This window comes from Pantoea sp. PvP021, from assembly GCF_054056055.1.
Genome location: NZ_JBSRXX010000003.1, coordinates 292877 through 308510, shown reverse-complemented (window position 1 = coordinate 308510; position 15634 = coordinate 292877). Strand labels below are relative to the sequence as shown.

Sequence of the window (15634 nt, the reverse complement as noted above, 5' to 3'; positions counted from 1 at the left end):
ATAGTCGCTCAACAGCGACTTATCCGGCGGGGAAATCATGTCTGAACCTTCCATGTCTGAACCTTCAATGACCCAGCGTCAGGCGATTCGCCAGCATGTGCGACATCTGCGACGGGCACTTACCGATGAGCAGCAAACGCAGGCCGCTGAGCAGCTCGCTGAACATGCGCTCAACTACGCCCCGGTGACTGAAGCGCGCAATATTGCCCTGTTTCTGTCGGTGGATGGCGAACTTAATACCCGTCCGCTGATTGCCCGCCTCTGGCATCTGAAGAAAACGGTCTGTCTGCCGGTTTTACACCCCTTCTCCCCCGGTAATTTGTTGTTTCTGCGCTATTCGCCCGATACCCCATTGCTCAAAAATAAGCTGCGCATTCCTGAACCGCCGCTGGATATCCGGCAGGTGATCACCCTTGATCAACTGGATCTGATGATGGTGCCACTGGTAGCGTTTGATCAGCATGGACAGCGTCTGGGGATGGGCGGCGGCTTCTACGATCGCACCCTGCAGAACTGGCGGCAGCACGGTTTTTTGCCGGTGGGCCTGGCACACGATTGTCAGCAGGTCGATAGCCTGCCGGTGGCAGAATGGGATGTGCCGTTGCCGGCGGTAATGACGCCATCAAAACTCTGGCAGTGGGAGTAGAAGAGTCGCTTTTGCAGCCAAGTGAAAACCCATACCTGGGCGCATCTGGCAGCAATGAAATAGCTTAACGCGCAGGGAACATGGTCAGAAGAGGAAAGCGTCCCACCGCCCGGATAAAAACGCCGGGAGCGTTTTTGAACAACGCAACGCGTTGGCCCGGTTACGGGCGCACCTCAGGGATGAGGTGCGTAATCGCGCGGGACGGGCATGCCATGGATGGCGGCTTTTGCATCTTTCCGATCTGACCGTGTTCTCTTCGCAGTCTCGGTCTTACAGCAAATCGGGACAGCCTGTATTAACTACCTGAAGAGACGCAACTAAGCGCCTGTTCAGGTTGGTAGCGCTTAGTAAAGCAGACGGGCGCGGATAGTACCCGGAATCGCCTTCATCAGCTGAAGCGCGTTCTCGGCCACTTCCGGCTCTGCATCAATGTCAATCACCACATAGCCCATAAACGGCGAGGTTTGCAGATACTGGGCGGCGATGTTGATGCCCTGCTCGGCAAAAATCTGGTTGATGGCCGTCAGCACGCCAGGGCGGTTCTCATGGATATGCAGCAGACGACTGGCGCTGATACCGTGAATCGGCAGTGACACTTCGGGGAAGTTAACAGCCGAGAGAGTCGAGCCGTTATCGGAGTATTTCGCCAGCTTGCCCGCCACTTCAATGCCGATGTTCTCCTGCGCTTCTTCCGTCGAGCCGCCAATGTGCGGCGTCAGGATCACGTTGTCGAACTCACTCAGTGGAGAGATAAACGGCTCGCTGTTGGTAGCTGGCTCGCTCGGGAAGACGTCGATGGCTGCGCCACCCACATGCTTGCTGGCCAGCGCATCGCACAGCGCCGGGATATCCACCACCGTGCCGCGTGAGGCATTAATCAGCAGCGCGCCAGGCTTCATCTGCGCCAGCTGCTCTGCACCAATCATATCCTGTGTAGAGACGGTTTCCGGCACGTGCAGGCTGACCACATCGCTCATGTTGAGGAGATCGGCCAGATGGCGTACCTGCGTGGCATTACCCAGCGGCAGCTTGTTTTCAATGTCGTAAAAGAAAACATGCATACCCAGGCTTTCTGCCAGCACGCCCAGCTGCATTCCGATGTGGCCGTAACCGATAATACCCAGTTTTTTGCCACGCGCTTCAAATGAGCCTTTGGCAATCTTATTCCAGATGCCACGGTGTGCTTTCGCATTCGCTTCCGGGATGCCACGCAGCATCAGCAGCATCTCACCAATCACCAGCTCCGCAACCGAGCGGGTATTTGAGAACGGCGCATTGAACACGGGAATCCCCCGGCTGGCAGCCGCCTGCAGATCAACCTGGTTGGTACCGATACAGAAACAGCCAACGGCGACCAGCTTTTCAGCCGCCGCAAAAATCTCTTCAGTGAGCTGGGAGCGGGAACGGATACCAATAAAGTGTGCATCACGGATCGATGCTTTTAACGCGTCGGAATCCAGTGCGCCCTTATGGAATTCGATGTTGGTATAACCTGCAGCCCGCAGGTTCTCCAGCGCGCTCTGATGGACACCTTCCACCAGCAGGAACTTAATCTTATCTTTTTCCAGTGATACCTTTGCCATTTCCCGATCCTATTCAGCATTCAATGAGGACTACCATAAGCCAGCCTTCTGTCAAAATATCAAAAAAATCGCGTCGGGCAATACAAACGATTGCCCAGCCGCCAGCACGGCAGCGGCTGACGGCAGCACATTGCCGGACAAAATAAGGAGGTCGGACTGGAAGAGAGAACGAACCCACTGCCGATGACGGTTATGTGACATAAGTCACCAAATTTCACCGCAGCGAGAAAAGATGATTTGCAGGCAGAAATAACCGACGCCGCATCGACGCCGGACAGATCATTTTTTGATGGTTTTCACGCCATCAGGCCCGCCAATCAGTGCAATATCGGCACCACGCGCGGCAAAAAGGCCCACGGTAACGACGCCAGGCAAGGCGTTGATGGTTTTTTCCAGCTCAATGGGATCGAGAATGCGCAGATTATGCACATCGAGAATAATGTTGCCGTTATCGGTGACCACGTTCTGACGATACTCAGGCAAGCCGCCCATTTTCACCAGCTGACGCGCCACATAACTGCGCGCCATCGGGATCACCTCGACCGGCAGCGGGAAACGGCCCAGCACATCGACCTCTTTTGAAGCGTCAGCGATACAGATAAAGGTTTCAGCCACGGCGGCCACGATCTTTTCGCGCGTCAGCGCCGCGCCGCCGCCTTTGATCATCTGCATCTGTGGGTTGATCTCATCCGCGCCATCTACGTACACCGACAGCAGGTCAATCTCGTTCAGGTCGAACACCTGAATACCCAGGCTCTTCAGCTTCTGGGTTGAGGCATCCGAGCTGGAGACGGCACCTTCAATCTGATGCCTGACCGTGGCAAGCGCATCGATAAAGTGGGCAGCGGTGGATCCGGTGCCCACACCAACAACGGTGCCCGGCTGCACGTACTCAAGTGCAGCCCAGCCAACGGCTTTTTTCAGTTCATCCTGGGTCATGGTATGTTTAAAACCTGTGCGACAACGAAGTGCGCGTAGTATAAAACAAGGCTTGCTGAAAATGCTCGGCTGACCGACATGGATTTATCGCTTTGGAAGCCAGCCCACAAAAAACAAGAGAGCCATCACAGGTGATACTTTTGTGGCATAGTGACATCCATCCTGAAGGAGAGAGAAGAATAATGAAACGCCCGGATTATCGAACGCTTCAGGCGCTGGATTCAGTGATCCGCGAACGCGGATTTGAGCGTGCCGCTCAAAAATTATGTATCACCCAGTCAGCGGTTTCACAGCGTATCAAGCAGCTGGAGAATCTGTTTGGTCAGCCGCTGCTGGTGCGAACCGTGCCACCACGTCCGACCGAACAGGGTCAGAAACTGCTGGCGTTGCTGCACCAGGTGGAACTGCTGGAAGAGGAGTGGCTGGGCGATGAGAACAGTGGCACCACGCCACTGCTGCTGTCGCTGGCGGTCAATGCCGACAGTCTGGCGACCTGGCTGCTGCCTGCGCTGAAAGATGTGCTGGCAGATTCCCCTGTACGCCTGAATCTGCAGGTCGAAGATGAAACCCGCACCCAGGAGCGTCTGCGTCGTGGTGAAGTGGTGGGTGCGGTGAGTATTCAGCCGCAGCCGCTGCCCAGTTGCCTGGTGGATCAGCTCGGTGCGCTCGACTACCTGTTTGTAGCGTCGCGCGACTTTGCCGATCGCTTCTTCCCCAACGGCGTCACCCGCTCTGCCCTGCTGAAAGCGCCTGCGGTGGCGTTTGACCATCTTGATGATATGCATCAGGCCTTCCTGCAACAGAACTTTGATCTCTCACCGGGCAGTGTGCCCTGCCACATCGTGAACTCCTCTGAAGCCTTTGTGCAGATGGCGCGACAGGGTTCGACCTGCTGTATGATCCCGCATCTGCAGATTGAGCGTGAGCTGGCGAGCGGTGAGTTAATTGATCTGACGCCAGGCTTGTGTCAGCGCCGGATGCTCTACTGGCATCGTTTTGCACCGGAAAGCCGGTTAATGCGTCGGGTGACCGATGCGCTCATTGCGCATGGACATCGGGTACTGCGTCAGGATGACGTCGCAGCCTGAAAACAAAAACGGGGCGAAAGCCCCGTTTTTACTGCTGACAAATTATGCCCCGAACGGCTGTAAGGATGGATTGGCTCAGGGAACAAGGTCAGATCGGGCTGTAAGGATGGATTGGCTCAGGGAACAAGGTCAGATCGGAAAGGCGCTTAAGCCAATCCCTGGCCGCTCGGCCCGCGCCGTCCATGGCGCGGGACGCTTTCCTCCTCTGACCATGTTCCCTTCGCTTTGAATTTATTCATTGCGGTCAGATCCTGAGATTCATCGGCAGTCTTAACGGGGCATCAGCCCCGTTTTGCACTATGGCGTATTGGGCTTGATCTCAAACACCACATCAACCTGATCGTCAAAGTTAATGCTCTGCTGATCGTAAGTCTCCTGCGCCGAGGTATCTGCCGCTGCAGCCGCTTTATACATACGGTTCATCGGCATCGGCTGATAGTTAGCGACCTGATAACGAATGCTGTAGATTGATCCCAGTTTCGCGTTAAAGCCTTCAGCCAGCTGTGATGCCTGCTGAGTCGCATTTTTAATCGCTGCTTTACGCGCCTGCTCTTTGTAACTCTCCGGATTTGCCACGCCTAACTCGACGCTACGCACCTCATTCAGACCGGACTTCAGCGCCCCGTCCAGCAGATCATTCAGCTTGTCCAGCTGACGCAGGGTTACCTGCACCTGACGCACCGCACGGTAGCCTTTCAGGACGGATTTACCCTCTTTGGTGTAATCGTACTCAGGCTGGGTGCTCAGGTTTGCCGCATCAATATCTTTCTTCTCAATGCCGTTTTTCTGCAGAAAATCGAAATATTGTGCAACCCGGCTATCCGCCTGCTTTTTCGCATCTGCGGCATCTTTTGACGACACGTTCACCACGATAGAGAGCGTGGCGATATCGGGACGGGCATCGACCGTTGCCTTGCCTGAGGTCACCACGTGTGGCCCGTTCGGTAACTCATCAGCGTATACGCCAGGCAATGCCCCGGCGCTCATGATTGCGGCCAGAGCCAATGCTTTCAGTTTCATGAAAGTCCTCCTTGAAAAGGTACTATGACGGCTTCCAACCGGCGAAGCCCAACAGCGCATCGGTATGCGCCATGCTTTGAGTGGTCATTATGGCAAAAGTTCGGCCTCCGCGCGGCAATAACCGCACCGGATCGACGTTGGGATCAAAATCCGGCAATGCCCTGGCGCGCCAGTTGCAGGGCGATAAACCACATCACCGCGCCTACCAGCAGGTTAATGATGCGCTGGGCTTTGGCGGTGCGCAGGCGTGGTGACAGCCAGGCGGCCAGCAGCGCCAGACCAAAGAACCACAGGATCGACGCACTGATGGTGCCCAGCGCAAACCACTGACGCGCAGTGGTGGTCGGCAACTGACCGCCAAGACTGCCCAGCACCACAAAGGTATCGAGATAGACGTGCGGATTGAGCCAGGTCACTGCCAGCAGCGTCGCGATAATGCGTCCCCTGCTCTGCTTTAATGGCTCACCATCCGCCAGATCGGCGTCGCCGCGAAAAGCGCTACGCAGTGCGCCCCAGCCATACCACAACAGAAAGGCTACGCCCGCCCAGGTGATCACCATCAGCAGCAGTGGAGACTGGCTCAGCAAGGCACTGCCGCCAAAGATCCCACCGCAGATCAGCAGAATATCACTCAGCGAGCAGAGGGCCGCCGTCATCAGATGATACTGACGCTTCACGCCCTGATTCATCACAAAAGCGTTCTGCGGTCCCAGCGGCAGAATCAGCGCGGCGCCCAGGGCAAGCCCCTGAAAATAGAGAGATAACACAGGATTATTTCCTCACATCGTTAGAGGAGGAGAAGTATAAAGAGAGAGGATGATTAGCGGAAATTGAAAGAATTAATCTGCGATTAGCAAAATGAATGGGCGACAGACGCCGCCCACTGAAAGATTACTGTGGCTGAACCTGGGTTGCTTCTGCTTCAGGCGCCGGCTTCTGATGCAGATGCACATCCATCTGCGGATAAGGAATACCAATCCCTTTTCCATCCAGCGCACGCTTAAAGTTCTTCAGCAGATCCCAGTAAACGTCCTGCAGGTCGCCGCTGTTGCTCCAGCAACGCACCACAAAGTTCATAGAGGAGGCTGCCAGTTCGTTAAGACCGATCTGGATACCTTTATCTTTCAGCACGCGGCTATCCGCTTCTACAACCTGTTGCAGTAAGGCGATCACTTCATCCACATCCGCCTCGTAAGCCACGCCAATGATAAATTCATTACGGCGAACCGGTTCACGCGAGAAGTTGACGATGTTCCCGCTGATGATCTTGCCGTTTGGCACCACCACGATTTTGCCGTCTGCCGTTCTCAGCGTGGTGGAGAAAATCTGCACATGCAGCACGGTTCCCATAACGCCGCCCAGATCGACGAACTCGCCGGTGCGAAACGGACGGAAGGTGACCAGCAGAACGCCTGCAGCAAGGTTAGAGAGTGACCCCTGCAGCGCCAGACCCACGGCCAGACCCGCAGCACCCAGCACGGCAATCACCGAGGCGGTCTGCACACCGATGCGTCCCAGCGCTGCGATAACGGTGAAGGCGATGACCCCATAGCGCACCAATGCGGAGAGGAAGTCCGCCACGGTAGCGTCTATGTGACGGGCGCGCAGCAGGCGATTTACGGCATTAGAAATGATACGGGCGATAATCATCCCGATAATAATGATGGCAATAGCTGCAACGATATTTACGGCATAGCTGATGATCAGCGCCTGATTGCGAACCAGCCAGTTACCTGCATTGTTTAAGCCGTCGACGACGTGTAACTCTTCCATTAATAAGCCCTGTTGTTAGATTCCCACCGGGAATGAAAAAACTGCCAGATGACATCCGACACCCTGCCATCAAGGGTAATCAATTATCTCCTTAAGCGCCAAACCGACCGGCGTTTAACCCTGTTTTTCCAGAAATTGTGCATAAAAAAAGGCCCTTTCGGGCCTTTTTTGTACGGTAACAACTCTTCAGTTACAGCACGTCGACAGCGTTAAGCTCTTTGAAAGCCTGCTCCAGACGCACTACCATAGAGGCCTGGGCTGAACGCAGCCAGACGCGTGGGTCGTAGTATTTTTTGTTTGGCTTGTCAGCGCCTTCCGGGTTACCCAGCTGCGACTGCAGATAGCCCTCGTTCTTTTTGTAGTACTGCAGGATGCCGTCCCAGGTTGCCCATTGGGTATCGGTATCGATGTTCATCTTGATCACGCCGTAGCTGATAGACTCTTCGATTTCTGCAGCAGAAGAACCTGAACCGCCGTGGAAAACGAAGTCCAGCGCGTTGTGCGGCAGGCCATGTTTTTCACACACATATTTCTGCGAATCGCGCAGAATGGTTGGGGTCAGTTTCACGTTGCCTGGCTTGTAAACGCCGTGCACGTTACCGAATGAAGCCGCAATGGTGAAGCGCGGGCTGATAGCATTCAGTTTTTCGTACGCGTAGTTCACATCTTCTGGCTGGGTGTAGAGTGCAGATGCGTCCATGTGGCTGTTATCAACGCCATCTTCTTCACCACCGGTGCAGCCCAGTTCGATTTCCAGCGTCATGTCGAGTTTCGCCATGCGCGCCAGATATTTGCTGCTGATCTCGATGTTCTCTTCCAGTGACTCTTCTGACAGGTCGATCATGTGAGAAGAGAAGAGTGGCTTGCCGTTTTTCTGGAAGTACTCTTCACCTGCGTCCAGCAGACCGTCGATCCATGGCAGCAGTTTCTTGGCACAGTGGTCAGTGTGCAGGATAACCGGCACGCCATACTGCTCAGCCATCAGGTGAACATGGTGCGCACCCGCGATAGCGCCGAAAATTGCCGCGCCCTGTGGTTTGTCAGTCTTGAAGCCTTTACCCGCGATAAATGCAGCACCGCCGTTAGAGAACTGGATGATGATTGGCGCTTTAACTTTCGCCGCTGCTTCCAGTGCCGCATTGATGGAGTCAGTGCCGACGCAGTTTACGGCTGGCAGTGCGAATTTGTTCTCTTTCGCAACTTTGAAGATCTTCTGTACGTCATCACCAGTGACAACGCCGGGTTTTACGAAATCAAAAATTTTAGACATGATTGTGTCCTGTTTCGTGACCGTTGTTCCCCTTGAGGAACGTCGATTTAAACGCCCAGACGGGCAAGACTTCAGGCGATGCCGCCAGGCATCGCCCCCAAAGGATTACTGCTTCGCACGCTCTTCCAGCATGGCAACTGCAGGCAGTTTTTTGCCTTCCACGAACTCAAGGAACGCGCCGCCGCCGGTAGAGATGTAGGAAATTTTGTCTTCGATGCCGAACAGGTCGATAGCCGCTAAGGTATCGCCGCCGCCTGCAACAGAGAAGGCATCGCTGTCTGCAATGGCGTTAGCTACGATCTCGGTGCCTTTACGGAAATTAGGGAACTCAAACACGCCTACCGGGCCGTTCCAAAGGATGGTTTTGGCATCCTTCAGGATGGCAGCCATCGCCTGTGCGGTTTCATCACCAAAGTCCATAATCTCTTCGTTATCCGCAACTTCCGAAACCTTTTTCACGGTAGCGGTCGCAGTTTCAGAGAATTCTGTGCCAACGCGTGAATCAGTTGGAACCGGAATACCGTGCTGATCGCGCAGGCCTTTAGCCGCTTCAACGAAGTCTGGCTCATACAGGGATTTGCCGACGTTGTTGTCGATAGCGACGAAGGTGTTGGCAATGCCGCCGCCCACAATCACGGTGTCCGCGATTTTGACCAGAGATTGCAGCACATCAAATTTGGTAGAGACTTTAGAACCCCCTACCACAGCCACCAGCGGACGCTCCGGGTTGCTCATGACTTTACCCAGCGCTTCCAGTTCTGCAGAGAGCAGCGGGCCAGCACAGGCGATAGGGGCAAATTTACCGACGCCGTGGGTAGAAGCCTGTGCGCGGTGCGCGGTACCAAAGGCGTCCATCACAAAGACGTCGCACAGAGCAGCATATTTTTTAGACAGTGCTTCGTCATCTTTCTTTTCGCCTTTGTTAAAGCGAACGTTTTCCAGCACAACCAGTTCGCCAGCGCCGACTTCAACGCCATCGAGGTAATCTTTTGCCAGGGTCACGGTGGTGCCGCTAAGCTTGTCTTTCAGGTAGTTAACTACCGGCAGCAGCGAGAACTCTTCATTGTATTCACCTTCGGTCGGACGACCCAGGTGAGAGGTAACCATTACTTTCGCGCCCTGTTTCAACGCCGCTTCAATGGTTGGCAGAGAAGCACGGATACGTGCATCAGACGTCACTTTACCTTCTTTAACCGGTACGTTCAGATCGGCACGGATCAGAACGCGTTTACCAGCCAGATCCAGATCGGTCATCTTAATTACAGACATGGTGAATCCTCTCGTTGATTCTCATAAGTTTTGCCAGACGCATACCGCGTCTTACCTGAAACCGCTTGCGGCCATCGCTAACGTCGTGTCGAGCATTCGGTTAGCAAAGCCCCATTCGTTGTCACACCAGACCAGGGTCTTGATAAGGTGTTGACCGCTGACCCGCGTTTGTGTTCCGTCCACAATGGCACTGTGCGGATCATGGTTAAAATCTACTGAGACTAACGGTAATTCCGTATAGTCAACTATACCACGAAATGTCCCTTCTGCCGCGCTTCGCAACAGGGTGTTAACTTCACACGCCGTCACCGCCTGATGCACAGAAACGCTGAGATCAATGGCCGTCACGTTAATCGTCGGGACGCGAACGGCTATCGCCTCGAAGCGATCGTTGAATTTCGGAAAAATACGGGTAATGCCTGCCGCCAGGCGAGTGTCCACCGGGATGATCGACTGACTGGCTGCACGCGTACGGCGCAGATCGCTGTGATAGGCGTCGATCACCTGCTGATCATGCATCGCCGAGTGGATCGTGGTGACGGTGCCGGATTCGATACCAAACGCATCATCCAGCAGTTTGATCACCGGGATAATGCAGTTAGTGGTACAGGAAGCGTTGGAGACGATACGGTCACTGGCGGTGAGTGACTGCTGGTTAACGCCATACACCACTGTGGCGTCGAGATCGTTTCCGCCGGGATGAGAGAACAGCACTTTTTTGGCGCCAGCCTGAAGATGCGCTTCGCCATCAGCGCGTGAGCCATAGACGCCGGTGCAGTCCAGCACCACATCCACGTCGAGTTCACGCCACGGCAGATCGGCAATGGCTGCACGGTGCAAAATGCGCAGGGTATCGCCACCCACCCACATTACATCGCGCTCCTGGCGGACATCGAAAGCAAAACGGCCATGGCTGGTATCGTATTTCAGCAGATGCGCCATACCGGTAGCTTCTGCCAGCTCGTTAATCGCGACCACGGTGAACTCTGCACGTCGGCCCGTTTCATACAGCGCGCGCAGGACGTTGCGCCCAATCCGGCCAAAACCATTTATCGCTACCCGTACCGTCATTTCTCTCCTGCCACGTCAGACTGAAAAAAACGTGCCGTTAGCCTGAGCGTTTCACTGCATTTTGTACAGGAGATTCTTACCCGGCATTGTCCGAAACCAGGGCGATTCGCCTGGCGACTGAAACGGTTCAGCTACAATAATAGAAGGAAGGAATAACAGGAATGATTGTGATCAATCTGGCTGCTTAAATTTGGATCTGCGTCACAAATTAAGGCAAAAGGCGGTTATTACTGCAGGAATAAAAAAATAAAAGGGACGAAAATTTCGTCCCTCTGTTTTTACAGCCGGGCGGGAACAGGCCCGCCTGACCGGTTTTACGCCAGCAGCGCTTTCGCTTTCGCGACGACGTTGTCGACGGTAAAGCCAAACAGTTCGAACAGCTGATCGGCAGGTGCAGATTCGCCGAAGCTGGTCATGCCCACGATAGCGCCGTTCAGGCCGGTGTATTTGAACCAGTAATCAGCGATGCCCGCTTCGATTGCGACGCGGGCGCTGACCGCTTTTGGCAGCACGGATTCACGGTACTCATCACTCTGCTTGTCGAAGGCATCCGTTGATGGCATAGAGACCACGCGCACTTTGCGGCCTTCGCTGGTGAGTTTGTCCCAGGCACCGACAGCCAGCTCAACTTCGGAACCGGTGGCGATCAGGATCAGCTCAGGCGTGCCATCGCAATCTTTCAGCACGTAACCGCCGCGCGCTACGTTAGCCAGCTGTGCCGTGTCACGATCCTGCTGCGCCAGGTTCTGACGGGAGAAGATCAGCGCAGTCGGGCCATCTTTACGCTCAATGGCATATTTCCACGCCACCGCGGATTCAACCTGGTCACATGGACGCCACAGGCTCATGTTTGGCGTGGTGCGCAGGCTCGCCATCTGTTCAACCGGCTGGTGCGTCGGGCCATCTTCGCCCAGACCGATAGAGTCGTGGGTGTAGACCATGATCTGACGGATCTTCATCAGTGCCGCCATACGCGCTGCGTTACGCGCATATTCAACAAACATGAGGAAGGTCGCGGTGTAAGGCAGGAAGCCGCCGTGCAGCGCCAGGCCATTGGCGATTGCGGTCATACCGAACTCACGCACGCCGTAGTGGATGTAGTTACCCGCAGCATCTTCGTTGATCGGCTTAGAGCCAGACCAGATTGTCAGGTTGCTGGGTGCCAGATCGGCTGAGCCGCCAAGGTATTCCGGCAGAATTTTACCGAAAGCTTCAATAGCATTCTGTGAGGCTTTACGGCTGGCGATCTTCGCCGGGTTCGCCTGCAGCTGCTCAACGAACTTCTGCGACTCTTCCTGCCAGTTAGCTGGCAGTTCGTTGCTGACGCGGCGTTTAAACTCGGCAGCCAGTTCAGGGTGAGCCTGTGCGTAAGCGGCGAATTTCTCATTCCATGCAGACTCTTTCGCCTGGCCCGCTTCTTTCGCGTCCCACTCAGCGTAGATATCAGAAGGAATTACGAACGGCGCGTGGGTCCAGCCCAGCTGTTTGCGGGTCAGTGCCACTTCATCATCACCCAGCGGTGCGCCGTGTGAATCATGGGTACCGGCTTTGTTCGGTGAACCAAAACCGATAACGGTTTTGCACATCAGTAGTGAAGGCTTGTCGCTGACGCTTTTCGCTTCCTCGATCGCTTTCGCAATCGCATCCGCATCGTGACCATCGACGCCGCGCACCACGTGCCAGCCATAAGCTTCAAAGCGCTTAGCGGTGTCGTCGGTGAACCAGCCATCAATGTGACCGTCGATAGAGATACCGTTGTCATCATAAAACGCCACCAGTTTGCCCAGCTTCAGCGTACCGGCCAGTGAGCAGACTTCGTGCGAGATACCTTCCATCATGCAGCCATCACCCATGAAGACATAGGTGTTGTGGTCTACGATGTCATGACCCGGACGGTTGAACTGTGCTGCCAGCGTGCGCTCAGCAATGGCAAAACCTACTGCGTTAGCGATGCCCTGCCCCAGCGGACCGGTAGTGGTTTCAACGCCCACGGTGTAGCCATATTCCGGGTGACCTGGAGTTTTTGAGTGCAGCTGACGGAAGTTTTCCAGTTCGCTCAGGGGCAGATCGTAGCCGGTCAGGTGCAACAGGCTATAGATCAGCATTGAGCCGTGACCGTTAGAGAGCACGAAACGGTCGCGGTCAGCCCACAGCGGGTTGGTTGGGTTGTGGTTCAGGTAGCCGCGCCAGAGTACTTCAGCGATGTCCGCCATGCCCATTGGGGCACCCGGATGTCCCGATTTCGCTTTCTGTACTGCATCCATACTTAACGCACGAATGGCGTTGGCAAGCTCTTTACGAGAGGGCATTTTCTACTCCAGGTCGGATTAATGCTTCGCACCTTAACTTATTGTTATTAATGAGTTACCGGGCAAAACAAGGAAAAAGTTGCCCATCAATGTACATGAGAAACGGGGCAAAAGTACATGCTGTAAAACGCTAAATGCAGCCGCTTCGTATGGCTTTTCCAGCCATATCTGCTAGCAAAGTGCAGACTGGCACGCTATAACCAAATCGTTTATTCACCTGTCTGAGTTTCAGGTGTTTGTTTTTATTACCTTGTTATGAATGGGATACAGCATGAAAATCAAAAAAATGGTGTTAGCGCTTGGACTGACGACGCTGCTGAGTGGCTGTCAGGGTTTAGACAACAATGCGCTGATGCAGTCGGGCGCGCAGGCGTATCAGGCTTATACCCTCAGCGACGATCAGGTAAAGCAGCTGAGCGATAAATCCTGTGAGCAGATGGACAAAGATAATCAGATTGCGCCTGCTAACAGTGATTATCAGCAACGTCTGAACAAGATCGCGGCGGCGCTGGGCGATAACATCAACGGCGTACCGGCTAACTACAAGGTTTATCAGACCAAAGATGTCAACGCCTGGGCGATGGCAAATGGCTGTATTCGTGTTTACAGCGGTCTGATGGATATGATGACTGACAATGAAGTGGAAGGCGTGCTGGGTCATGAGATGGGCCACGTCGCGCTAGGTCATACGCGCAAGGCGATGCAGCTGGCATATGCCACAACCGCGGCCCGCACCGCAGCCGCCTCGGTTGGCGGCGTGATTGGTTCATTGTCGCAGTCGCAGTTGGGTGAAATGGGTGAAAAACTGGTGAATGCGCAGTTCTCCCAGACGCAGGAGTCACAGGCGGATGACTACTCCTATGATCTGATGAAGAAGCGCAATATCGATCCAATGGGCCTGGCCACCAGCTTTGAAAAGCTGGCGAAGATGGAACAGGGACGTCAGAGTTCGATGTTTGACTCGCATCCCGCCTCTGAAGCGCGCGCAGCGCATATTCGTGAGCGAATTGCTGCCGACGGCAAGTAATTCCGCCGCTGAGCGCGCATGCACCCGGCGTGCGCGCTTAGCCGCACGAAGTCCGCTAGCGCTTAAATATCTGATCCACCATCGAGCCCAGATCCAGCTTATTGTCATGCAGCGCCTGTTCATCCATGTGTCCCTGCGGCGACATTTTATCAATCAGCTGCGGCAATAGCGCGGCCAGCGTACCCGATGCACCTTTCACATCGGTGCCGAGTTTGTCGGCCAGTGACTGCAGTTCATCCTGACCAAAAGCAGACTGAATCTCACTGTGGCCAACCGGATGGTTATCGCCGGTGCCGATCCAGGAACCAAACACCTCACCCAGCCCGCCCTGCTGGAATTTTTGCAGCAGCACTTCAATACCGCCCTGCTCCTGCACCCAATGCCAGACAGCCTGTAACTGTCCCGGCGGATGCCCTTCACTCTGGTTGCCATCCAGTGCGCCAGCCAGTTCATCAAGAAAGCCCATGATTATCTCCACTACGCCATTTTTACGCTGTAAGTTTAGTTGCAGATAGGGGTTCGCGCCTGACGGTTACCCGTCGGGGTCAGAAGGGAATCGATCGGATCATGGCAAAGAGAGGAAGATCACAGCAGCGGCGTCTGCCCGATGGACAGGACGCCGCGTTCAGCGCCTGCCGGACTGAAGCCGGCAGGCAGCAGGCATCAGCCTTTATTCACAGCCTGAACATGCAGCATATCCAGCGCCAGCGTAGCTGCTGCCAGTGCCGTCAGATCAGCATGATCGTAACCCGGTGCGACTTCCACCAGATCCATGCCGACAATGTTCATGCCCTGCAGGCCACGGATCAGCTTGGTCGCTTTATCGGTGGTCAGGCCGCCAATCACCGGCGTGCCGGTGCCAGGCGCATGCGCCGGATCCAGACAGTCAATATCGAAGGTCAGATAGACCGGCAGATCGCCGACGGTGCGTTTCACTTCGGCGAGGATATCGTCAACGCTGCGGTCGTTGACCTGCGCCGCATCCAGCACGTTGAAGCCCAGGCTCTTGTCGAATTCGGTACGGATACCAATCTGCACTGAGTGCTGCGGATCGATCAGACCCTCTTTCGGCGCGGTAAAGAACATGGTGCCGTGGTCGAAGGTCGGGCCGTTGGAGTAGGTGTCGGTATGCGCATCAAAGTGCACCAGCGCCATCTTGCCGAAGTGTTTTGCATGGGCGCGCAGCAGTGGCAGTGTGACGTAGTGGTCGCCGCCAAAGGTCATCATGCGCTTGCCATTGGCCAGCAGTTTTTCAGCATGGGCCTGCAATTTGTCGGAGAGATCCTGCGAATCACCGAAGGCGTAAACCAGATCGCCGCAATCGACGACGTTCAGACGCTGACGCAGATCGAAATCCCACGGCCAGCGGCAGCCTTCCCAGGCCAGATTGGTGGAGATCTGGCGAATCGCACCAGGACCCAGGCGACTGCCCGGACGACCCGAGGTCGCGGCATCAAACGGCACGCCGGTGATAACCCACTCGGCGTCGCTGTCGTAAGGCTGAAAATTCAGCGGAAAACGCATGAAACCAAAGGCGTTAGAAACCAGGGAGTTGTCGTACTGATTGCCAAGCGTGTTATACATAATTGCTCTCTCTATGTGCGTAAGTCGGGCCAGCCCGCAAACCATTAAGGTTGAG

At 55.0% G+C, this 15634-nt stretch carries 14 protein-coding genes; 3 read left to right on the top strand and 11 right to left on the bottom strand.

Annotation, left to right across the window (positions count from 1 at the left end; genetic code table 11):
* Positions 1–52 precede the first annotated feature (52 nt).
* A complete protein-coding gene (locus tag ACVKSX_RS13040) occupies positions 53–646 on the top strand; it encodes a 5-formyltetrahydrofolate cyclo-ligase (RefSeq protein ID WP_010671060.1) in 594 nt (197 codons plus the stop codon).
* A 344-nt stretch (positions 647–990) separates the two neighbouring features.
* Here the strand turns inward: ACVKSX_RS13040 and serA are convergent, their stop codons facing one another.
* Complete coding sequence (gene serA / locus ACVKSX_RS13035) at positions 991–2229, bottom strand: phosphoglycerate dehydrogenase (protein ID WP_010248817.1); 1239 nt, start codon at positions 2227–2229, stop codon at positions 991–993.
* Between the two features lie 279 nt (positions 2230–2508).
* The gene (gene rpiA / locus ACVKSX_RS13030) at positions 2509–3168 is read right to left on the bottom strand and encodes a ribose-5-phosphate isomerase RpiA (RefSeq protein WP_010248819.1); all 660 of its coding nucleotides are present in this window, start codon (positions 3166–3168) and stop codon (positions 2509–2511) included.
* 182 nt (positions 3169–3350) lie between these two features.
* Here rpiA and ACVKSX_RS13025 point away from each other — a divergent pair, with 182 nt between their 5' ends.
* Entirely contained in the window at positions 3351–4256 is a 906-nt protein-coding gene (locus tag ACVKSX_RS13025; protein ID WP_010248822.1) for a LysR family transcriptional regulator ArgP, read from the top strand.
* A gap of 297 nt (positions 4257–4553) precedes the next feature.
* Here the strand turns inward: ACVKSX_RS13025 and ACVKSX_RS13020 are convergent, their stop codons facing one another.
* The 7 genes from ACVKSX_RS13020 to tkt form a co-directional block, all read right to left on the bottom strand.
* On the bottom strand, positions 4554–5276 hold the full coding sequence (locus tag ACVKSX_RS13020) for an oxidative stress defense protein (RefSeq protein ID WP_064690347.1): 723 nt from the start codon (positions 5274–5276) through the stop codon (positions 4554–4556).
* A 143-nt stretch (positions 5277–5419) separates the two neighbouring features.
* The gene (gene argO / locus ACVKSX_RS13015) at positions 5420–6043 is read right to left on the bottom strand and encodes an arginine exporter ArgO (protein ID WP_010671062.1); all 624 of its coding nucleotides are present in this window, start codon (positions 6041–6043) and stop codon (positions 5420–5422) included.
* Between the two features lie 124 nt (positions 6044–6167).
* On the bottom strand, positions 6168–7049 hold the full coding sequence (gene mscS, locus ACVKSX_RS13010; RefSeq protein ID WP_010248833.1) for a small-conductance mechanosensitive channel MscS: 882 nt from the start codon (positions 7047–7049) through the stop codon (positions 6168–6170).
* A 190-nt stretch (positions 7050–7239) separates the two neighbouring features.
* The gene (fbaA, locus tag ACVKSX_RS13005) at positions 7240–8319 is read right to left on the bottom strand and encodes a class II fructose-bisphosphate aldolase (protein ID WP_010248835.1); all 1080 of its coding nucleotides are present in this window, start codon (positions 8317–8319) and stop codon (positions 7240–7242) included.
* 105 nt (positions 8320–8424) lie between these two features.
* A complete protein-coding gene (pgk, locus tag ACVKSX_RS13000; RefSeq protein WP_010248837.1) occupies positions 8425–9588 on the bottom strand; it encodes a phosphoglycerate kinase in 1164 nt (387 codons plus the stop codon).
* A 51-nt stretch (positions 9589–9639) separates the two neighbouring features.
* On the bottom strand, positions 9640–10659 hold the full coding sequence (epd, locus tag ACVKSX_RS12995; protein ID WP_354438843.1) for an erythrose-4-phosphate dehydrogenase: 1020 nt from the start codon (positions 10657–10659) through the stop codon (positions 9640–9642).
* A 314-nt stretch (positions 10660–10973) separates the two neighbouring features.
* Positions 10974–12968, bottom strand: coding sequence for a transketolase (gene tkt, locus ACVKSX_RS12990; protein ID WP_010248841.1), 1995 nt, complete (start codon positions 12966–12968; stop codon positions 10974–10976).
* A 271-nt stretch (positions 12969–13239) separates the two neighbouring features.
* Between tkt and loiP the strand changes: the two genes are divergently transcribed.
* Positions 13240–13995 (top strand): metalloprotease LoiP, encoded by a 756-nt coding sequence (loiP, locus tag ACVKSX_RS12985; protein ID WP_010671064.1) that lies wholly within the window; start codon positions 13240–13242, stop codon positions 13993–13995.
* A 55-nt stretch (positions 13996–14050) separates the two neighbouring features.
* On the opposite strand, the gene ACVKSX_RS12980 is transcribed toward loiP, so the two are convergent.
* Positions 14051–14461: a YidB family protein gene (locus ACVKSX_RS12980; RefSeq protein ID WP_010248845.1), complete on the bottom strand. Its 411-nt coding sequence runs from the start codon at positions 14459–14461 to the stop codon at positions 14051–14053.
* Positions 14462–14658: 197 nt separating this feature from the next.
* A complete protein-coding gene (gene speB, locus ACVKSX_RS12975; protein WP_010248847.1) occupies positions 14659–15579 on the bottom strand; it encodes an agmatinase in 921 nt (306 codons plus the stop codon).
* Positions 15580–15634 lie beyond the last annotated feature (55 nt).